17 protein-coding genes are annotated in these 19,156 nt (G+C 64.6%); 3 read left to right on the forward strand and 14 right to left on the reverse strand.

Annotated features, from left to right (window positions below):
• Positions 1-237 precede the first annotated feature (237 nt).
• Positions 238-594, forward strand: coding sequence for a DMT family transporter (locus tag AC13FW_RS12145; protein WP_482989218.1), 357 nt, complete (start codon positions 238-240; stop codon positions 592-594).
• 1 nt (position 595) lies between these two features.
• The gene (locus AC13FW_RS12150) at positions 596-910 is read left to right on the forward strand and encodes a DMT family transporter (RefSeq protein ID WP_282273137.1); all 315 of its coding nucleotides are present in this window, start codon (positions 596-598) and stop codon (positions 908-910) included.
• A 217-nt stretch (positions 911-1,127) separates the two neighbouring features.
• On the opposite strand, the gene AC13FW_RS12155 is transcribed toward AC13FW_RS12150, so the two are convergent.
• Positions 1,128-2,441: a polyhydroxyalkanoate depolymerase gene (locus AC13FW_RS12155; protein WP_481615752.1), complete on the reverse strand. Its 1,314-nt coding sequence runs from the start codon at positions 2,439-2,441 to the stop codon at positions 1,128-1,130.
• A gap of 81 nt (positions 2,442-2,522) precedes the next feature.
• On the reverse strand, positions 2,523-3,119 hold the full coding sequence (locus AC13FW_RS12160) for a class I SAM-dependent DNA methyltransferase (protein ID WP_482989219.1): 597 nt from the start codon (positions 3,117-3,119) through the stop codon (positions 2,523-2,525).
• Between the two features lie 63 nt (positions 3,120-3,182).
• Between AC13FW_RS12160 and AC13FW_RS12165 the strand changes: the two genes are divergently transcribed.
• Complete coding sequence (locus AC13FW_RS12165) at positions 3,183-3,638, forward strand: CopD family protein (RefSeq protein ID WP_482989220.1); 456 nt, start codon at positions 3,183-3,185, stop codon at positions 3,636-3,638.
• A gap of 139 nt (positions 3,639-3,777) precedes the next feature.
• Here the strand turns inward: AC13FW_RS12165 and AC13FW_RS12170 are convergent, their stop codons facing one another.
• The 12 genes from AC13FW_RS12170 to rseP all read right to left on the reverse strand — a co-directional run bounded on the left by AC13FW_RS12170 (position 3,778) and on the right by rseP (position 19,147).
• A complete protein-coding gene (locus AC13FW_RS12170) occupies positions 3,778-4,545 on the reverse strand; it encodes an alpha/beta hydrolase (RefSeq protein WP_482989221.1) in 768 nt (255 codons plus the stop codon).
• Between the two features lie 215 nt (positions 4,546-4,760).
• The gene (locus AC13FW_RS12175) at positions 4,761-5,516 is read right to left on the reverse strand and encodes a tetratricopeptide repeat protein (protein WP_482989222.1); all 756 of its coding nucleotides are present in this window, start codon (positions 5,514-5,516) and stop codon (positions 4,761-4,763) included.
• 25 nt (positions 5,517-5,541) lie between these two features.
• A complete protein-coding gene (locus AC13FW_RS12180) occupies positions 5,542-6,501 on the reverse strand; it encodes an acetyl-CoA carboxylase carboxyltransferase subunit alpha (RefSeq protein WP_482986289.1) in 960 nt (319 codons plus the stop codon).
• Between the two features lie 76 nt (positions 6,502-6,577).
• On the reverse strand, positions 6,578-10,168 hold the full coding sequence (gene dnaE, locus AC13FW_RS12185; protein WP_482989223.1) for a DNA polymerase III subunit alpha: 3,591 nt from the start codon (positions 10,166-10,168) through the stop codon (positions 6,578-6,580).
• 215 nt (positions 10,169-10,383) lie between these two features.
• Positions 10,384-10,545 carry a hypothetical protein gene (locus AC13FW_RS12190; RefSeq protein ID WP_482989224.1) on the reverse strand — a complete coding sequence of 54 codons (162 nt, stop codon included), beginning with the start codon at positions 10,543-10,545 and terminating at the stop codon, positions 10,384-10,386.
• 192 nt (positions 10,546-10,737) lie between these two features.
• Positions 10,738-11,355, reverse strand: a complete 618-nt coding sequence (locus AC13FW_RS12195) for a ribonuclease HII (protein ID WP_482989320.1) — start codon at positions 11,353-11,355, stop codon at positions 10,738-10,740.
• Positions 11,356-11,390: 35 nt separating this feature from the next.
• Positions 11,391-12,599, reverse strand: coding sequence for a lipid-A-disaccharide synthase (lpxB, locus tag AC13FW_RS12200; RefSeq protein ID WP_482989225.1), 1,209 nt, complete (start codon positions 12,597-12,599; stop codon positions 11,391-11,393).
• Positions 12,596-13,387 carry an acyl-ACP--UDP-N-acetylglucosamine O-acyltransferase gene (gene lpxA / locus AC13FW_RS12205; protein ID WP_482989226.1) on the reverse strand — a complete coding sequence of 264 codons (792 nt, stop codon included), beginning with the start codon at positions 13,385-13,387 and terminating at the stop codon, positions 12,596-12,598. The genes lpxB and lpxA overlap by 4 nt, the downstream gene beginning before the upstream one ends.
• Positions 13,388-13,404: 17 nt before the next feature.
• Positions 13,405-13,863 carry a 3-hydroxyacyl-ACP dehydratase FabZ gene (gene fabZ, locus AC13FW_RS12210; protein WP_282267396.1) on the reverse strand — a complete coding sequence of 153 codons (459 nt, stop codon included), beginning with the start codon at positions 13,861-13,863 and terminating at the stop codon, positions 13,405-13,407.
• Positions 13,860-14,882, reverse strand: a complete 1,023-nt coding sequence (lpxD, locus tag AC13FW_RS12215; RefSeq protein ID WP_282267395.1) for a UDP-3-O-(3-hydroxymyristoyl)glucosamine N-acyltransferase — start codon at positions 14,880-14,882, stop codon at positions 13,860-13,862. The genes fabZ and lpxD overlap by 4 nt, the downstream gene beginning before the upstream one ends.
• A 369-nt stretch (positions 14,883-15,251) precedes the next feature.
• Entirely contained in the window at positions 15,252-17,717 is a 2,466-nt protein-coding gene (gene bamA / locus AC13FW_RS12220) for an outer membrane protein assembly factor BamA (RefSeq protein WP_282267394.1), read from the reverse strand.
• A gap of 71 nt (positions 17,718-17,788) precedes the next feature.
• Positions 17,789-19,147: an RIP metalloprotease RseP gene (gene rseP, locus AC13FW_RS12225; protein ID WP_482989227.1), complete on the reverse strand. Its 1,359-nt coding sequence runs from the start codon at positions 19,145-19,147 to the stop codon at positions 17,789-17,791.
• Positions 19,148-19,156 lie beyond the last annotated feature (9 nt).

Here is a 19,156-nt window from a genome sequence, read left to right on the forward strand (position 1 = left end):
TCTGGATTGCTGGTAGAGCCCCGGCCCAGCATGGCTCGGCACTACGCCCCCTCCCTTTCGCGCAGCGCAGGGGAGGGCTGGGGAGGGGTTGGCTTCTCGCTGGCGGATGCGGTTGGAGCTTCGAGGCATGCCGCTCCCGCAAGAAGGCGGAGCGGGACGCTGCCGGTAAAGCCTCTGCCGAGCATGGTTCGGCACTACCACGCGCTATGCTGGTTGCGGTTTTTCCTGGAGAACGTCATGGCCGGTAAAGGCTGGTTCTACGTGGCCCTGACCTGTCTGTTCGAACTGGTCTGGGTGTATGGCTTCAATGTGGCAGCGACCTGGTGGCACTGGATTCCGATCATCGTGGTGATCCTGGTGGACTTCCATTGGCTGGCCAAGGCCTGCGAATCATTGCCGACCGGCACGGTATATGCGGTGTTTGCCGCCGTTGGCACGGTGGGCACGGCGCTGATGGACATCTTCCTGTTCGACGGCAGCTTCAGCCTGGCCAAGGGGGTGTTCATGGCGGTGCTGGTGGCGGGCGTGATCGCGTTGAAACTGGCCGATGACAAGGCGGCCACTGCGCCTGACGCAAACGGGCAGGGAGGCTGATATGGGCTGGTTTCTGGTTTTCGCCGCAGCCTTGATGGAAACGGTGGGCGTGATTGGCCTGAAGCGTTACAGCGGGCGCAAGAGTTTGTTGAGCGCGATCCTGTTCATCGGCGGGTTCGGCGCCTCGTTCGTGCTGCTGTACCAATCCTTCCGTTACATCCAGTTGAGCATTGCCTATGCGGTGTGGATTGGCCTGGGAACGGCCGCTGCGGTACTGGTGAACATACTGTTCTTTGGTGAGTCGCGCAGCACGGCGCGCTTGCTGAGCCTGGCCGTGATCGTGGTTGGGGTGGTGGGCTTGAAGGCGGTTTCTTGAATGCAGAAGGCCCCGGGAATGCCGGGGCCTTGTGGTTCTCTTGTCAGCTTCGGCGGGACTGCTATTGCCGAAACCGTCTTGCTTCGATTTACCGTCACCCTAACCCCCGCTCCGCGCCCCGGACCTTGCGCTGGCGCAAGGGCGTTCGATGGGCAGCGAACCAATGGTTCGCAAGCTGCCCCTCTCCCCCGCAAGGAGAGGGGCTTCAAGCCAAGGCTCAGCGCTGGGCGCGGCGGCGCAGCGGGGTTACGTTGCTGCTGGCTTTCCTGGCCTTCTTTGCCGCCGGTTGCGCGGATTGGGCGCTGAAGAAATCGCGCATCTTCGGGTACACCACTTCGCGCCAGCGGCGGCCGCTGAAGATGCCGTAGTGGCCGGCGCCTTCGACGATGAAGTGGTCGCGGCGCGAGGCCGGGATGCCGGTGCACAGCGCCTGCGCCGCTTCGGTCTGGCCCAGGCCGGCAATATCGTCCAGCTCGCCTTCGATGCTCAGCAGGGCGGTGTCGCGGATCGCCGACGGGTCGACGTGTTCACCGCGCACATACCACTCGCCACGCGGCAGCAGGAACTCCTGGAACACCACGCGGATGGTGTCCAGGTAGAACTGCGCCGGCATGTCCAGCACGGCGTTGTATTCGTCGTAGAAACGGCGATGCGCGTTGGCGTCGTCCAGGTCGCCCTTGACCAGATCCGTGTAGAAATCCCAGTGCGACATCAAGTGGCGGCTGGGATTCATCGACATGAAGCCGGCGTGCTGCAGGAAGCCAGGATAGACGCGGCGGCCCTGGCCCGGATACGGCGCCGGAATGGTGTGGATGACGTTGTTCTCGAACCACGACATCGGGTTGCGGGTGGCGAGGTTGTTGACTGCGGTCGGGCTGCAACGCGCATCGATCGGGCCGCCCATCATCACCAGTGAGCGCGGCGTGGTTTCGCCGCGGCTGGCCATCAGTGACACCGCCGCCAGCACCGGCACGGTTGGCTGGCAGACGCTGACCACGTGCACGTTCTCGGCGCCGAGGTGGCGGATGAACTCCTGCACGTATTCGATGTAGTCGTCCAGGCCGAACTCGCCCTGTTCCACCGGCACCATGCGCGCGTCGACCCAGTCGGTCACATAGACGCGGTGGTCGCGCAGCAGGGTGCGCACGGTGTCGCGCAGCAGGGTGGCATGGTGGCCGGACAGCGGCGCCACCACCAGCACGATGGGCTGGGCGAGCAGGGCTTCAACCTTGGATGTTTCGTTGCTGTGGCGCTTGAAGCGCAGCAGCTTGCAGAACGGCTTCTCCACTTCGGTGAGCTGGGCGATCGGCACGATCTCGCCATCGAGCTCCAGCTCGTGGATGCCCCATTCGGGCTTCTCATAATCCTTGCCGAGGCGGTGGAACAGCTCGTTCATCGCCGCGAAGCGATCAGCGCCCGGCATCGACGACCACCAGTGGCCCGAATTATTGAAGAACGCCGCATTTGCCTGCGCCTGGTGAACCCAGGGCGCAAGCAGGTTGCGGGTCAATTCATGCAGTTGATAAAGCATGACGTCCCAATATGTACAGTCATATGATGCTGTGCAGCATAGCGCACTATGACATTTGCGGCGTTAAGCCGGTATCGGCCTTTAGTCGGCCCGTTCCAGCGCGGCGATGTCTTCGCTGAATGCGGGCGCCAGCCAGCAGTGCGAGCCGACGCCGCGGAAACCCGCTTCACGCAGCTGGCGCTTGTACCAGCGCGCAGGGCGCTGCTGGAAGCCGTCGTGGTCGCCATGGAACTCGTCCTCGGCGGTGAACGCCTCCAGGAAGGCGACCCCGCCGCAGAGCTCGGCCAGGCCCGGCAGGCCCTTGCGCAGCTCGCGGCTGGGCACGTAATGGATGACATCCGAGCAGACCAGCAGGTCGACCGGCGCGCAGGGACGCAGCCACTGGAAGTCGCCGAAGCTGGCCAGATGCAGGTTGCGGGTGCGGCCATAGCGGCGCACCGCGTACTCGCTGCTGTCAAAACCCATGTACTGCAGCTTGGGTCGCAGCTTGAGCAAGGGCGCGCGCCAGGCGCCTTCGCCGCAGCCAACGTCGAGCACGCTGCGGATCGGGCGCTCCAGGTAGTACTCGGCTGCGGCAACGGCCAGTTGCACCTTGCGTGCCAAGCGCGCTGCGCCGCCGATATCGTCGCGGCGATACCAGCGTTGGAAGTAGTCGGCGTCGTACTGCTTGTCCTGCATGTGCGTGTCTTGTGCGGATGGGCGAAAATGGCGCTCATCCTACGCCGCCGATGGAGCCAGCGCATGCAGTCGTACTTTTGGGTAAAGACCTTCCACCTTGTTTTCGTGGTGGCGTGGATGGCGTCGGTGTTCTACCTGCCGCGGATCCTGGTCAACCTGGCCGAGGCTGCGGGGCAGCCGGCGGTGGTGGAGCGGCTGCAGTTGATGGGCACGCGCCTGTACCGGTTTGGCCATGTGATGTTCGGCTTTGCCTTCATCCTTGGGCTGGTGCTGTGGCTGGGTTACAAGGTGCTGCCGGAGTTCCCGACCATGGTGGCGCCGGGTGCTGCCGGCTGGCTGCATGCAAAGCTGGGATTGGTGGTCTTGCTGATGGTGTATTTCACCTTCACCGGGCGCTGGTTGAAGGGCACGATCAAGGGCAAGGACCTGCCGTCATCGGGCACGCTGCGCTGGTTCAATGAGCTGCCGTTGGTGCTGTTCATTGCGATTGTTTATTTGGTGCTGGCGAAGCCGTTCTGAGTTCTTTTGGGGCGGGCTGCGAAGATCAACGGCACCCCTCCCAACCCTCCCCTGCGCTACGCGCAAGGGAGGGCTTGAGCCTTGCCCCCTCCCATGCGCGGAGCGCAGGGGTGGGTTTGGGTGGGGGTGGCTTCAATCGCTACCGCCCCCGCAACGCCTCCGCAAACTGCGGATAGCCGAACACATCATTGTGATCGGCATCAGCGATGGTCACTGCCTGCGCGACGCCGGGTCGGAATTCGCGCAGTAGCCGCAGCGAACTCGCATTCGGAATCACCTCATCCCTGCCGGCGATGATCAGCGTGGTGGGAGCGGTGATCTGTGCCGCGTGACGCCAGGAGTCGTAGTGGTCGCGTAGCAGCAGGCGTACCGGGAAGGCCGGGAACATGCGTGCCGCAAGGCCGCCAATGCTGTCGTAAGGCGTGATCAGGACCAGGCGTTGAACCGGCCGCGCAGCCGCGAGTTGCACGGCGACGCCGGAGCCGAGGCTGCGGCCGATCACGACGATGTCCTGGGCTTGGCCGTTGCTGGTGCTGTCGTACAGCGCCAAGGCATCGCCAACAAGCATGGCTTCGGTCGGTGCACCGCTGCTGCCGCCATAGCCGCGGTAGTGCATGGCGTGGATGGCGGCCGCCGGGAAGCCCTGCTGCAGCATCGGCAGCGCCTGCGAGACATCTTCGGCATTGCCGCCGAAATACAGGATGAGCTGCGTGCTGTGCTGTTTGTTGCTGGAGACGATGATGTCGGCATCGCCGCGCGGCATGGTCCAGTGCGGTACATCGGCACTGCGCGGGGCCGGGTGGTAAAGCATGCTGCGGGCATTGAAGGCGAGCAGGGCGCAGGCGATCAGGTACATGCTGGCGAGCACGCTGATGGCGATCAACAGGACTTTCAGGCTGGTGATCATGCTGCTTGGCCTCGCCGGGGGGGGGGAGAAGGCAGATAACACAGTCCATCGATGGATCGCGTCGTCACAATCCGCTGCCAGCGTGCAGGCGTCGGTTTGGTTGTGGGAGCGGCGTGAGCCGCGAAGCCAGTACAGCATCAGATTGCGCGAGTGCCAAGGGCTTTGGCAGGGTCAGCTTCGCGGCTGACGCCGCTCCCACAATCAGACAGGACGGCTCAGCCTGCCGGCGTCAGCTGCCGCAGTTCCTTGCGTGCGGCATCGATCCACGCGCGCTGTGCCTGCTGGTAGTAGCGCGGCGAGGTCTCGGCGCGGTCGAGGATGTTCTGCAGTTGCCTGGCCGCGTCGTCGTCGCGGCCGGCGCGCTTGAGCAGCAGTGCATAGCGCAGCCGTGCTTCCTCGCCCGGGTAGCCGCCGATCATCGCCTCGTACTCGTGCAGGGCAGCAGGGATGTCCGCGCTGTCCTCCACGGTGCGGGCATACAGCAGGTGGCCGTCATGCGAGCGGAAGTTGGGGTTGGCCGCGATCAAGGCTTCCAGCGTCTTGCGCGCCTGTGCCGGCTGCTGCAGGCCGTACTGGGCCTTGGCCAGGCCCAGCATCAGGTCCGGGTCCTCGCTGTGCAATCCGCGCAGCGCACCTTCGTACAGCGTCGCCGCTTCGGCATATTCGCCGCGGTCCAGGTGCTCCTGGGCCAGGCGCCTGCGGTTGTCGGCGGTGTCGGACGCGCGCAGCCGCTGGTCGGCCTGGCGCTTGCCGCGCGTCGGATCGATCTGGTCGCGGACCTTGCGCAAGCCACGACGCGCGGTCGGGTTGTTGCGCAGTCCGGGCAGTACTTCGGCGATCACATAGATCAGCACCGCCAGGTACGAGAAGAACAGCAGGATGAAGATCCAGTACAGCGGTCGCCCGGTGCGCACGACGTGCACGCAGCAGGCGACCTGCAGGATCAGCGAAAGCAGAATGATCGGACTCATCCGTGTGCCCAGTGGCGGAAGCGGCTCAGGCCGCTTCGTAGGCACCGTAGCTGCGCAGGCGCGCGTAGCGGCGCGCCAGCAGTTCGTCGAGGGGCAGCTTCTCCAGCGCGTCCAGCTCATTGAGCAGCACGGCCTTCAGGCGCTTGCCCATCTGCGTGGGGTTGCGGTGGGCGCCGCCGATCGGCTCGCGGATCATCTTGTCGATCAGGCCCAGGCTCTTCAGGCGTGGGGCGGTCATGCCCAGCTGCTCGGCGGCGTCCTTGGCCTTGCCGGCGTCCTTCCACAGGATGGAGGCGCAGCCTTCCGGGCTGATGGTCGAGTAGACGCTGTATTCCAGCATCAGGGTGCGGTCGCCCACGCCCAGTGCCAGTGCGCCGCCGGAGCCGCCTTCACCGATAACGGTGCAGATCACCGGCACCTTCAGCTCGGCCATTTCCATCAGGTTGCGGGCGATGGCTTCGGACTGGCCGCGCTCTTCGGCGTCGATGCCCGGCCAAGCGCCAGCGGTGTCGATCAGGGTCAGCACCGGCAGGCCGAAACGCTCGGCCATCTTCATCAGGCGCAAGGCCTTGCGGTAGCCCTCGGGCTTGGGCATGCCGAAGTTGCGGCGCACCTTTTCCTTGGTATCGCGGCCCTTCTGGTGGCCGATCAGCATCACCGAGCGGCCACCGATACGGGCCAGGCCACCAACGATGGCCTTGTCATCGGCAAAGGCGCGGTCGCCGGCCAGTTCCTGGAACTCATCGCAGAAGATGCGGATGTAGTCGAGCGGGTAAGGACGCGACGGGTGGCGGGCCACCTGCAGCACCTGCCACGAGGACAGGTTGCGGAAGATCTGGGCAGTACGCAGGCGCAGCTTGTCTTCCAGCGCCTTGACCTCAGCATCGACATTGACCGCCGGCCCGGCGCTGGCATTGCGCAGGTCCTTGATCTTGGATTCCAGATCGGCGATGGGTTGCTCGAAATCGAGGTAGTTCGGATTCATCGGAAACCGTCAGCAATGAAAGGGGGGAAGTGTAGCCGAACGCGCCGTATCAACCCGTACGCGTCCGTCCGGACAATCAATTGGCCCAGGGCGGGCTGTACTTGACCTTGACCCGGCGCACGGCCGGGTCCTCGCGCAGGGCATCGAGCAGCTTGGGCGTGACCCGCACCGAGCCGCTGCTGCCGAGGTCGAGCATGCCGGCAATGCTGCCGGGCTTGCCGTTGAGCAGCAGGTCCAGGCGCAGGGGGGTACGGCCCGGGCGGGCGGTGGCGAGCAGGGCATCGATGCGCTGCCAGATCGGGCCGCCACGGCCGTCCACGCGCATCGATACGCGCAAGGCGTGGTCGGCGCAGAGCTGCTCGTAGTCCCAGCACTGGCGGATGCGCAGGGCATAACCGCCGTTGAACTCGTCTTCGCGCAGGCCGCCCTTGACCACCAGGATGCGGTCCTTGGTCATCAGGTGGCCGAATTCGGCCAAGCCATCGGAGAACGCGCTGCATTCGACCCGGCCCTTGCCGTCTTCCAGGGTCACGAAGACCTGGCTGTCGCCCTTGCGGCGGACGCCAATGACCATGCCGGCCAGGATCACCGGGGATTCCTGGCGCCATGCGCGTTTCTCGCCATCCTTGGAGGGGAAGGCCGGGGCAATCAGTTTGTCGAGTCCGCCGAGGTCGGTGCCGACCAGCTCCTTGACGTCATCGGCATACGGGTCGAACGGGTGGCCGCTGAGGAAGAAGCCCAGCGTCTCGCGCTCGCCATTGAGCAGCTGTGCCAGCGGCCATTCCTTGCTCTCGGGCAGGTCGAGCTGGCTGGCGGTGCTGACCGGGTCCGGTGCACCGAACAGCGAGTTCTGCCCGGAGGCCTTCTCGCGCGCCATCTGCTCGGTGGCCTTGATCACCTCCGGCAGCTGCAGTGCCAAGGTCGCGCGGTTCTTGCCGATGCCGTCGAAGGCACCGCAGTTGATCATCGCTTCCAGCGTGCGGCGGTTGAGCTTGCCCGATTCCACGCGTGCGCAGAAATCCAGCAGCGAGGCGTATTCGCCGCCGCGTTCACGTTGCTCGACTACCGCTTCGCAGGCGCCTTGGCCGACGCCCTTGATCGCACCGAGGCCGTAACGGATGGTGTCGGCATTGGCCGCCTCGAACATATAGGCCGAGTCGTTGACGCGCGGCGGCAGCACGGTCAGGCCAAGGTTCTTCACCTCGGCCAGGAAGCCGACCACCTTGTCGGTGTTGTCCATGTCCGAGGACAGCGTCGCGGCCATGAACTCGGCCGGGTAGTGACGCTTGAGCCAGGCGGTCTGGTAGCTGACCAATGCATAGGCCGCAGCATGCGATTTATTGAAACCGTAGCCTGCAAACTTCTCCATCAAGTCGAAGATTTCGTCGGCCTTGGGGCCATCGACGCCGCCGGTGGCCGCACCTTCGCGGAAGATCTCGCGGTGCTTGGCCATTTCCGCCGGCACCTTCTTGCCCATCGCACGGCGCAACAGGTCGGCGCCGCCCAGCGAGTAATTGCCGACGATCTGCGCCATCTGCATCACCTGCTCCTGGTACACCATGATGCCGTAGGTGTCTTTCAGGATGACTTCGGTACGCGGATCGGGATAGATGATTTCTTCCTGGCCGTGCTTACGCGCGTTGAAGGAAGGAATCAGGTCCATCGGGCCCGGGCGGTACAGTGACACCAGTGCGATCAGGTCTTCGAAGCGGTCAGGGCGCGCGTCCTTCAGCAGGCGGCGCATGCCCGAGGATTCGAACTGGAACACCGCGCCAGTATTGCCGTTGGCGAAGATGTCCTTGTAGGTCGGGGCGTCGTCGAGCGGGATATGGGCGATGTCGATCGGCGGAATGCCGGCACGCTCATGGCGCTTGTTGATCGCCTTCACCGCCCAATCGATGATGGTCAGCGTGCGCAGGCCGAGGAAGTCGAATTTCACCAGGCCGACTTCTTCAACGTCGTTCTTGTCGAACTGGGTGACCGGGTTCTTGCCGATGCCGCCATCGTCGTGTTCGGCGTACAGCGGGCAGAACTCGCTCAGCGGTTCCGGCCCGATCACCACGCCACCGGCATGCTTGCCGGCGTTGCGGGTCAGGTCTTCCAGCTGCAGGGCCAGGTCGATCAAATCGCGGACGTCGTCTTCGGACTCGTAGCGCTGGATCAGCTCGGCCGAGGCCATTTCCGAACTCGTGCCTTCCTTGCCCTTGCCCAGCGCATCCTTCAGGTGGATGCCGAGGATGTTGGGAATCAGCTTGGAAACGCCGTCGACCAGACCGTAGGGGAAGCCAAGCACACGGCCGGTATCACGCACTACCGCCTTGGCCGCCATGGTGCCGTAGGTGATGATCTGGCTGACGCGCTCGCGGCCGTACTTGCGTGCAACGTAGTCGATCACCTCGTCGCGGCGATCCATGCAGAAGTCGATGTCGAAGTCGGGCATCGACACGCGTTCCGGGTTGAGGAAGCGCTCGAACAGCAGGTTGTAGGGCAGCGGATCCAGGTCGGTGATCTTCAACGCCCAGGCCACCAGCGAACCGGCACCGGAACCACGGCCCGGACCGATCGGAATGCCCTGGTTCTTACCCCACTGGATGAAGTCGGCCACGATCAGGAAGTAGCCGGGGAAGCCCATCTTGATGATCGTGTTGAGCTCGAACTCCAGCCGCGCGTCATAGTCCTCACGGGTCATGCCGGCCGCAATTGGATGCACCTGCAGGCGTTCTTCCAGGCCGTCGCGCGAGATCTTCTGGATCCAGCTGTCCAGGGTCTGGTCGTCCGGCACCGGATAGTTGGGCAGGAAGTAGGTGCCCAGCCGCATCTCGACGTTGCAGCGTTCGGCCAGTGCCAGGGTATTGTCGATCGCGTCGGGGATGTCGGCGAACAGCTCGCACATCTGTTCCGGCGTCTTCAGGTACTGCTCGGCGCTGTACTCACGCGGACGCTTGGGATCATCCAGCACGCGGCCGGTGGAAATGCAGACGCGCGCTTCATGCGCGTAGAAATCATCCGGCGACAGGAAGCGCACGTCATTGGTCGCCACCACCGCCAGGCCGCGCTGGCCGGCAGCCTGCAGCGCGAACTGATTGAAGGCTTCCTCGCCATCGCGACCGGTGCGAGTCAGTTCCAGGTGCAGGCCGTCACCGAACACGCGCTGCCAGTCGGCGAGCTGCTGCTCAGCCAGATCATGGCGGCCGTCATTGGCCAGGCGCCCGGCCAGGCTGTGACGGCCGGCCAGCGCGAACAGGTTCTTGCAGCCGTCCTTCAACCATTGCGGATGCACGGCGACGCCGCCTTCGTTGCGATGGCCTTCCATCCACGCACGGGTCAGCAGCCTCGACAGGCTCAGGTAGCCTTCGCGGTCGCGGCACAGCAAGGTCATGCGCCAAGGGTCCTGGCCGTCCTCGGTGATCAGCAGGTCGGCGCCGGCGATGGGCTTGATGCCCACGCCTTCGGCAGCCTTGTAGAACTTCACCAGCGCGAACATGTTGTTCAGGTCGGTGACCGCCAGCGCCGGTGCCTTCATCTCGACCGAGCGACTCAGCAGGTTGGCCTGCTTGGCCTTCTTGGGGTCGGCCTGGTCGGGTTTGGCGGGTACGCGGATGGTGGAGTCCACCATCGAGAATTCGGTGTGGACGTGTAGATGGACGAAGCGGGAAGAAGTAGACATGCGGAGCCAGAAGTATGCCGGTGCAGGGTAGCGACGGGGGCGGGGTGGGGCAAGGCTTGACATGCCTGCGACCCGCGCCGGCCCGGGCCAACGGCCCGCAGGTGCACACTATCAGGACGGGCGCAGGCCCGGCGGGCTTGGTCGTCCATGCCACGCCCGGCACGGCTCCAGCCTGATCTTGGCTTGGCCTGGCTGGAGCCCCGCCGTTGCCGCTGTCAGTGGAAGCGGAAGTAGCTGAGTGGTTCAGGTGCGTAGTTGATTTCACGCCCCCGCCGCTGGTGTTCATGCAGGGGGGCTTCGATTTCATGCAGTTCCAGCCAGCTGCGGCGGTTGAAGGCGATGTCATGGTAGCCGCGGCCCTGGCGTTCGGCCTCCATCTGGCGCAGGCGCTGGTAGTCGAGGAAGTTGGCGACTTCGCCGGCAAGTTTTGGCCAGACGGTGTCGATGACGATGGCCTGATCCAGCTGGCCGACGCGCGGGACTGTGTCGGGGATCAGCGGGTGGCTGGCTTGCGGCGGGCAATGATCATATGCAATCGATTGCTTGCCCCGATGGGGGCAGCGAGTGACTCAAGCGGTTTCCAGGCAAGCACGCACCGGGGCGAAGCTGCGCCGATGCTGCGGGCAGGGGCCATGGGCGCGCAGCGCGGCCATATGGAAGGGTGTGCCATAGCCCTTGTGCTGGTCGAAGCCGTACTCGGGATGCTGCAGGTGCAGCTCCAGCATGAAGCGGTCACGGCTGACCTTGGCCAGGATCGAGGCGGCCATGATGCTGCGGTCAATGGCGTCGCCACCAACCAGCGCTTCTGCCGGGCAGGGCAGGCCCTTGGGAATCTTGTTGCCATCGATGCGGGCAAACTGGGCCACATGTGCCACGCCTTCCACCGCCAGACGCATGCCCTGCATGGTGGCCTGGAAGATATTGAGGCTGTCGATCTCGGTCACGTCGACCATCACGATCTTGTAAGCCAATGCACGTTCGATGATGCGGTCGTAGAGCTGGTCGCGGCGTAGTGCGGTCAATGCCTTGGAGTCATCCAGGCCGTTGATGCGTGGACGTTCGGGGTCGAAGACAACGGCCGCCACCGCGACCGGGCCGGCCAGCGGGCCGCGCCCGGCCTCGTCGACACCGGCGACCAGGCGTGGGGCCTGCCGTTCGAGCAAAGCAGCGTCGTCAAACAAGGACAGCGAGACATCCGCCGCCTTGGGAGTACGCTTGACGGTCACGGCTGGCCTTGTTTGCGCGGCGCCTGCAGCAGCCCGGCGACAGCGTCGGCGGCGCGTGCCGAGGCGTCCTGGCGTAGCTGCTGGTGCAGCTGCTGGTAGTCGTCTTGCAGACCGCTGACGCAATCGGGATGCTCAAACCAGTTGCGTACTGCGGCGGACAGGTTTTCTGGCGTGCATTCGTGCTGGATCAGCTCCGGCGCCAGGTCCTTGCCGGCCAATACATTGGGCAGGGCAAAACGATCGACCTTGATCAGGCCCAGCGCCTTGACGATGCGATAGGTGAGCTCGGCAACGCGGTAGCCCACCACCATCGGCCGTTTTACCAGCATGGTTTCCAGGGTCGCGGTGCCGGATGCCAGCATCACCACGTCGGCGGCGATCATCGCTTCGCGTGCCTTGCCATCGAGCAGGTGCAGGCGCGCGCTGGGGAGCGCTGCGCTGCGGATCTGTTCGGTGATCATCGCCTTGCACTTGGCATTGGCCGCGGGCACGACGATATGCAGGCCGCGGTCTTGTTCGCACAGCTGCCAGGCGGCGGCGAAGAACGGCGGGCCGAGCCGGCTCACTTCGCCCAGGCGGCTGCCGGGCAGTACCGCAAGCAGCTTTGCCTGCTCGGGAATGCCCAGCGCTTGCCGCGCTGCCGTGCGATCGCTGTGCAGCGGAATTTCATCAGCCATCGGATGGCCGACGAAGCGTGCATCAATGCCGTGTCGGGCATAGATCGGCGGTTCCATCGGGAACAGGCACAGCACCAGATCGGCGCTGGCGCCGATTTTCTCGGCGCGCTTCTCGCGCCAGGCCCAGACCGAGGGGCTGACGTAATGCACGGTGCGCAGGCCGCGTTGCTTGAGCCACTTTTCCACACCCAGATTGAAATCCGGTGCGTCGATGCCGATGAATACATCCGGCTGCCAGTCGAGCACGCGCTGGCGGAATTCCTTGCGCAGCTTCAGCAGGCGCGGCAGATGGCGCAGGATTTCAGCCAGCCCCATCAGCGCCAGCTCGCTGGCATCAAACCAGGTTTCGCAGCCGGCATTGCGCATTGCATCGCCGCCGATGCCGGCAAATTCGGCATCGGGGTAGCGCGCACGCAGGGCATTGATCAGGCCGGCGCCGAGCAGGTCGCCCGACGCCTCGCCGGCAACCAGCGCGATGCGCGGCTTGCGGCCAAGCGCCAATCCGGAGTCCTGGGTTACAGCGTTCATCGTTGCAGCGGACGCTCGCCGTGCTCGATGAAGTCCAGCATCTGCTTGACGTCATCGCTGCTCTGGGCCTGCTCGGCCAACGCCACCTTGGCTTCGGCCAGCGGCACACCTGCAACGTAGATGGTGCGGTAAGCGCGCTTGATCGCACTGATGCGTTCGGCGTCGAAGCCACGACGCTTCAGGCCCTCACTGTTGATACCGCGTGGACGACCGTGGCCGTCGATGCCGACCATGGTGAACGGCGGGATGTCGCCGGTGACCAGTGCACCCATGCCGAGGAAGGCATGGTCGCCGATGCGGCAGAACTGGTGGGCACCGGCGAAGCCGCTGATGATCACCCAGTTGCCGACCGAGACGTGGCCGGCCAGGGTGGTGTTGTTGGAGAACACGCAGTGGTCGGCGACATGGCAGTCATGGGCGACATGCACGTAGGCCAGCATCCAGTTGTCGTTGCCGATGGTGGTGACACCACCGCCGCCGGCAGTGCCGCGGCTGAGGGTGACGAATTCACGGAACACATTGCGGTCGCCGATCACCAGCTCGGTGCGTTCACCGGCGAACTTCTTGTCCTGCGGTTCGCCGCCGACCGCGACGTGGCCGATGAAGCGATTGTCGCGACCGATCCGGGTCGGACCGTGGATGCTGCAATGCGGCCCCACTTCGGTGCCATCGCCGATCTCGACGTCGGCGCCGATCAGGGTGAACGCACCCACGCGCACGCCTTGGCCGAGTTTGGCCGAGGGATCGATGACCGCGGTCGGGTGAATCAAGGGTGCGTTATCGCTCATCGTTTGCTCCAGGCAGATTATTCGCGGGTGCCGGCGCAGAGCACTTCGGCGTGTGCGACGATTTCACCATCCACCTTGGCTTCGCCGTAGTAGACCGCCATGTTGCGGATCATGCGCTTGACCTGCACATGCAGTTCCAGCACGTCGCCCGGCACCACCTGCTTCATGAAGCGCACGTTGTCGACCTTGACCAGGTAGAACAGCTTGGACTGCGCGTCGCGGCCAAGGCTGAGCTGGGTCAGCACGCCACCTGCCTGGGCCAGGGCTTCGATGATCAGCACGCCCGGCATGATCGGCTGGCCCGGGAAGTGGCCCTGGAAGTAGGGCTCGTTGATGGTTACGTTCTTGTGCGCGACGATGCGCTTGGCGTCCACATCCAGTTCGACAACCTTGTCGACCAGCAGGAACGGGTAGCGGTGCGGGATCAACGTCTGGATCGTGGTGACGTCGATGGGCATCTGCAGTGGTGCGTTCATTCTTTCTCCTTGCTCACAGCCAGGATGCGCCGTGCCAGCGAATCGAGCTGCTTGAAGCGCGCGGCGTTTTTGCGCCACGTGCGGTTGTCGGTCAAAGGGGTGCCCGACGAGTACTCGCCAGGTTCGGTAATTGAGTTGCGCACCACCGACTTGCCGGTGATGACGACGTGGTCGCAGATTTCCAGGTGGCCAACGACGCCGACGGCGCCGCCGAGCAGGCAGTAGCGGCCGATCTTGGCGCTGCCGGCAATGCCGGTGGAGCCTGCGATGGCGCTGTGCGCGCCGATCTGTACGTTGTGGGCGATCTGCACCAGGTTGTCCACGCGCACGTCTTCGTCCAGCGTGGTGTCTTCCAGTGCGCCACGGTCGATGCAGGTGTTGGCGCCGATCTCGCAATCGTCGCCGATGCGCACGCCACCCAGCTGCGGGACCTTGATCCAGTGGCCGTTGTCCATTGCCAGGCCGAAGCCCTCGGCACCGAGCACGGCGCCCGGATGGATGCGCACGCGCTTGCCCAGCTTGACCCGCGCAACCAGGGTGACGCGGGCCAGCAGTTCGGTGCCGGCCTCGACCACGCAGTCGTCGCCGATGATGCTGCCGACGCCGATGATGCAGCTCTCGCCGATCACGCTGCGTGCGCCGATGCAGACGTGCGGGCCGATATGGGCGCTGGCGGCTACCGTCGCGCTGGGGTCGATGACCGCGCTGGGATGGATGCCGGGCTCGCGCACCGGGACGGTTTCGAACAGTGCGCCGATCTTGGCGAAGGTGGTGTACGGGTCCTTGGCGACCAGGGCGGCGCCTGGTGCGGCCTCGGCGTCATCGGCGCGCAGCAGCACGATCGACGCCTTGCTGTCGGCGAGCTGTGCCCGGTAACGCGGATTGGCCAGGAAGGTCAGCTGCCCGGGGCCGGCATGGGCCAGCGTGGCAACGCCGTGGATGGCGACCGACGGGTCACCGTGCACCTGCAGGCCGAATCGGTCGGCAAGTTCCTGAGCGGTATAGGTAAGAGTATTCACGCAGCAAGTTTACCGTGTGCGCCGATGGCGGTCATGCGAACGGACGTTATCACCCTTGCAGGGCAAGGGCAGCGGGATAGGTGGGTTGGCCGGAAGTGGGGGCCAATGGGGCAGCATGGCGTTGATGGAATGTCCCGCTGCGCCGAGCGCAGCCATGTGTCCCATAAAAGCAAACCCCGGGGCGGTGTTGCTTCCCGGGGCAGATTGAGGCGGTAGTTCTGGTGGAAAGCCCCCTTTGGTAAAGGGGGCGCGCCGATAGGCGCGGGGGACTTGCAGGTTGAAGCCGGCAGACCAGAGCGCGCCCGGCTTTCATGCCGTGGCATGAAAGCCGGTATCCGGGGCAGAGCCCCGGATGAGCGGGTCAGTTCGTCAGAACTGACCACCAAAGGTGAACTGCAGACGCTCGATCTCGTCACCGTCTTCCTTCTTCAACGGGAAGGCATAGCTGATGGAGATCGGGCCGACCGGGGCGCGCCACAACAGGGCGACACCGGCAGATGCGCGCAGCTCGTTGGCCTTGAAGTTGCTGGTGCCGTTGTAGACGTTGCCGAAGTCGAAGAACGCCGAAACGCGTGCCGACGGGCTGTCGAACAGCTTCGGGAAATAGGCTTCGATCGAGCCGACCGTCTTCACCGAGCCACCCAGCGGCTGGCCATTGTAGTAGCCGCCGATGATTTCCGAGCGCGGTCCCAGGGTGTTGTCCTCGAAGCCACGCACCGAGTTGGTGCCGCCAGCGTAGAAGTTCTCGAAGAACGGCAGGCCGCTCGCCTTGATCTGGCGGTGGTTGGCGGTGGGGTTGGTGGCGCAGTCAACCACCTGGGTGGTGTCAGCGGTGCCAGGTACCGCCGGGGTATCGCCATTGGCTGGCGTGCCGGGGGTGCCGGGGATTACATTCCAGCAGATGTCACGGACCTTGTCGCTGCCGTACGAATCGCCGTAACCCAGTTCCAGGCGGGTATTGATCACCAGTGACGGGATGATCGGCCAGTATTTGGAGAACTGGTAGCTGAGCTTGTAGTACTCAACGGTCGAGCCAGGCAGCGTGGCTTCCAGGCCGAGGCGCTGGTAGGTGCCGCGGGTCGGCATGAAATAGTCGTTGCGGGTGTCGCGTGCCCAGCCCAGCTCCGAACGCCAGGAGTGGAAGGTGCGCGTGCCAACGGCATCGATGTACTCGATGATCGAGGCGGGCGTGTAACCGGGGTACGTGGTGATCTGGTTGCTGTCGATGCCGAACATCAGCGAGAACGCATCGTTCTCGGTGATCGGAATGCCGAACACCACCTGCGCCGAACCGTTGGTGCTGTTGTACTGCGCGGTGTTGAAGTCGGAGTAGTCGAGCTCACGCCAGGACAGGTTGTAGCCCAGCGAGACGCCGTCATCGGTGAAGTAGGGGTTGGTGTAGCTGAAGCCATAACGCTGCAGGTAGCTGCTGCGCGAGGCCTCGACCGACACGCGGTTACCACCGCCGAGGAAGTTGTTCTGCGACAGCTGCACCGAGGTGGTCATGCCGTAGGACTGCGAATAGCCCAGGCCGAACACGAAGCTGCCGGAGGTGGTTTCCTTGACGTTGTAGACCACGTCGACCTGGTCGTTGCTGCCGGTGACCGGCTGCGTCTCGACGTCGACCGACTCGAAGTAGCCCAGGCGCTGCAGGCGGATCTTGGAACGATCGATTGCAGCCTGCGAGTACCAGCTGTTCTCGAACTGGCGCATTTCACGGCGCAAGACCTCGTCGCTGGTACGCGAGTTGCCCTTGAATACGATGCGGCGCACGGCCACACGCGGGCCCGGTACCACCTGCATGTTCACTGCCACGGTACGGTCGGCGCGGTTGCTGGTCGGGATCGGGTTGACCTTGGCGAAGGCGTAGCCAACGTTGGACAGGCTGTTGGTGATGCCATCAGCGCTGAACTCCAGCAGGGCGCGCGAGAAGGTATCGCCCGACTTCTGGATGACCATCCGCTCGACGTCTTCCTGCGGCAGGATGGTGTCGCCAGTGACCTTGATCTCGGAAATCTTGTACTGCTCGCCCTCGGTCACGCCGGCGGTGACGAACATGTCGCGCTTGTCCGGGCTGATCGAGACCTGGGTGGAGTCGATGCTGAAATCGACGTAGCCACGGTCCAGGTACCAGGAGTTGAGCTTTTCCAGGTCGCCAGACAGCTTTTCCTTGGAGTACTGGTCATCGCGGCGATACCACGAGGCCCAGTTGTGCTCCTTGGATTCCCAGGTGTCGAGAATGTCGTTGGCTTCGAATTTTTCGGTGCCGATCAGGTTGACGTGGCGGATCTTGGCCGCCTTGCCTTCCTTGACGGCAATGGCAACGTCGACGCGGTTACGGTCCAGTGGGCTCACCGTCGGGGTGATTTCCACGTTGTATTTGCCGCGGTCGTTGTACTGCCGGCGCAGTTCCTGGGTCACGCGGTCCAGGCTCAGGCGGTCAAAGGTGCCGCCTTCGCTCAGGCCGATGTCGGACAGGCCCTTGAGCAGCTGCTCGCTCTTGATGTCCTTGTTGCCGGTGACGGTCAACTTGTTGATCGCCGGGCGTTCCTTGACGGTGACGACCAGGATGTCGCCCTGGCGGTCCAGCTGCACGTCTTCGAAGAAGCCGGTCTTGTACAGGGCGCGGATGGTGTCGCCGATCTTGGCGTCGTCCACCGTGTCGCCGCGTTCCACCGGCAGGTAGGTGAACACGGTGCCGGAGGAAATGCGCTGCAGGCCGTCCACGCGGATGTCGCTGGCGGTAAAGGGCTCGGCCGCCTGTGCAAGCACAGGCAGGGCCAGACCGGCAGCAAGTGCGAGGGCCAGCAAGCGGCGATTGGGAAGTCGCGTCATATCACGTCCGGTTGGAGTCGATTTCGATAATGCGTGGGTGCCGGCGTAAGACGACGACAACGGGAAAAAGTTCATCGCGGGACCAGGCTGAGGATGTCGTTGTAGAACGCCAATCCCATCAACCCCGCCAACAGCGCCAGACCGATGTATTGGCCGGCAGCCATGGCGCGCTCGCTAAGCGGGCTGCCCTTGACCAACTCGATAAGGTAATACAGCAGGTGCCCGCCGTCCAAGATGGGGATGGGCAGCAGATTGATGATGCACAGGCTCAGCGACAGCAAAGCCAGGAAATACAGGAACCAATCCAGCCCGCGTTCAGCCGAGGCATTGGCCACGCGGGCGATGGTGATCGGGCCGGAAATGTTCTTTACCGAGGCGTGGCCAGTGAGCATGCGCCGCATCATACCCAGCGAATCTGTCGCCAATTTGCCGGTTTCGCGCACGGCGGCCGGCAGCGCGGCGAACACGCCGTACTGCTGGCGGGCGTCGTAGGCGGGGGCCTGGTTGGTGGCAAAGCCAACCCCGATCAGCCAGCGTGGCTTGCCGTCCGGCCCTTGGCCGGCCTGCGGGGTCAGCTCCAATGCCAGCCGCTCGCCGTTGCGCTCGACCTCGACCATGCCGGGACCGCCGCGCTGGCCAAGTTGCTGGATCAGCGGGGTGACCTGGTCGGCGCTGTCCACGCGCTGGCCGTCCACGGCCAGGATCAGGTCGCCGGTCTGCAGCAAGCCGGCGGCGGCCGAGTCGGCGGAAACCGAGTCGACACGGGCTGGTTGCAGCCAGAACTGCCAGATGAAGCCTGCCTGCGTCGGAACCTGTCGCTCATCAAACCCCGCCGGCAGCTGCGACAGCGGCAGCACCCGGGTGCGTTCGTTGTCCAGGCTGTCGCGGACGCGCACGTGCGCATCCTGGCGGTCCATCGCAGCGGTGGTGAAGGCCATGCTGGCCTCGGCCCAGGTCTCGACGCTGCGGTCCTCGACGGCAAGGATGCGGTCGCCGGTGACAAAGCCGGCCTGTGCGGCCATGCCGGTGGTGCGGCCGATGGTGGCCGAATAGTCCTGGCGCCCGATCACGAACATCGCCCATAGCAGGGCGATGCACAGGATCAGGTTGGCAGCAGGGCCGGCGGCGACAATGGCGATGCGCTGCCAGACGGTCTTGTTGTTGAAGGCGACGGCGCGTTCACCGGCCGGGACCTCGACCTCGCGCTCGTCCAGCATCTTCACATAGCCGCCCAGCGGGATGGCGGCGATGGCGAACTCGGTGCCGTTGCGGTTGCGGCGGCTCCACAGTGGCTTGCCGAAGCCCACCGAGAAGCGCAGGACCTTTACCCCGCAGCGGCGGGCCACCCAGTAATGGCCGAATTCATGAAACGTCACCAGCACGCCCAGGCTGACGATCATCCACCACACAGACCCCAGGAAATCAGCCATGGGCACAGC

The organism is Stenotrophomonas sp. 21LCFQ19, from assembly GCF_056861425.1.

Excerpts from the sequence above, each read along its gene's own strand:
- AC13FW_RS12145 (WP_482989218.1), top strand. The coding sequence starts at position 238 with ATGGCCGGTAAAGGCTGGTTCTACGTGGCCCTGACCTGTCTGTTCGAA.
- AC13FW_RS12150 (WP_282273137.1), top strand. The coding sequence starts at position 596 with ATGGGCTGGTTTCTGGTTTTCGCCGCAGCCTTGATGGAAACGGTGGGC.
- AC13FW_RS12155 (WP_481615752.1), bottom strand. The coding sequence starts at position 2,441 with ATGCTTTATCAACTGCATGAATTGACCCGCAACCTGCTTGCGCCCTGG.
- AC13FW_RS12160 (WP_482989219.1), bottom strand. The coding sequence starts at position 3,119 with ATGCAGGACAAGCAGTACGACGCCGACTACTTCCAACGCTGGTATCGC.
- AC13FW_RS12165 (WP_482989220.1), top strand. The coding sequence starts at position 3,183 with ATGCAGTCGTACTTTTGGGTAAAGACCTTCCACCTTGTTTTCGTGGTG.
- AC13FW_RS12170 (WP_482989221.1), bottom strand. The coding sequence starts at position 4,545 with ATGATCACCAGCCTGAAAGTCCTGTTGATCGCCATCAGCGTGCTCGCC.
- AC13FW_RS12175 (WP_482989222.1), bottom strand. The coding sequence starts at position 5,516 with ATGAGTCCGATCATTCTGCTTTCGCTGATCCTGCAGGTCGCCTGCTGC.
- AC13FW_RS12180 (WP_482986289.1), bottom strand. The coding sequence starts at position 6,501 with ATGAATCCGAACTACCTCGATTTCGAGCAACCCATCGCCGATCTGGAA.
- dnaE (WP_482989223.1), bottom strand. The coding sequence starts at position 10,168 with ATGTCTACTTCTTCCCGCTTCGTCCATCTACACGTCCACACCGAATTC.
- AC13FW_RS12190 (WP_482989224.1), bottom strand. The coding sequence starts at position 10,545 with ATGGAGGCCGAACGCCAGGGCCGCGGCTACCATGACATCGCCTTCAAC.
- lpxB (WP_482989225.1), bottom strand. The coding sequence starts at position 12,599 with ATGAACGCTGTAACCCAGGACTCCGGATTGGCGCTTGGCCGCAAGCCG.
- lpxA (WP_482989226.1), bottom strand. The coding sequence starts at position 13,387 with ATGAGCGATAACGCACCCTTGATTCACCCGACCGCGGTCATCGATCCC.
- fabZ (WP_282267396.1), bottom strand. The coding sequence starts at position 13,863 with ATGAACGCACCACTGCAGATGCCCATCGACGTCACCACGATCCAGACG.
- bamA (WP_282267394.1), bottom strand. The coding sequence starts at position 17,717 with ATGACGCGACTTCCCAATCGCCGCTTGCTGGCCCTCGCACTTGCTGCC.
- rseP (WP_482989227.1), bottom strand. The coding sequence starts at position 19,147 with ATGGCTGATTTCCTGGGGTCTGTGTGGTGGATGATCGTCAGCCTGGGC.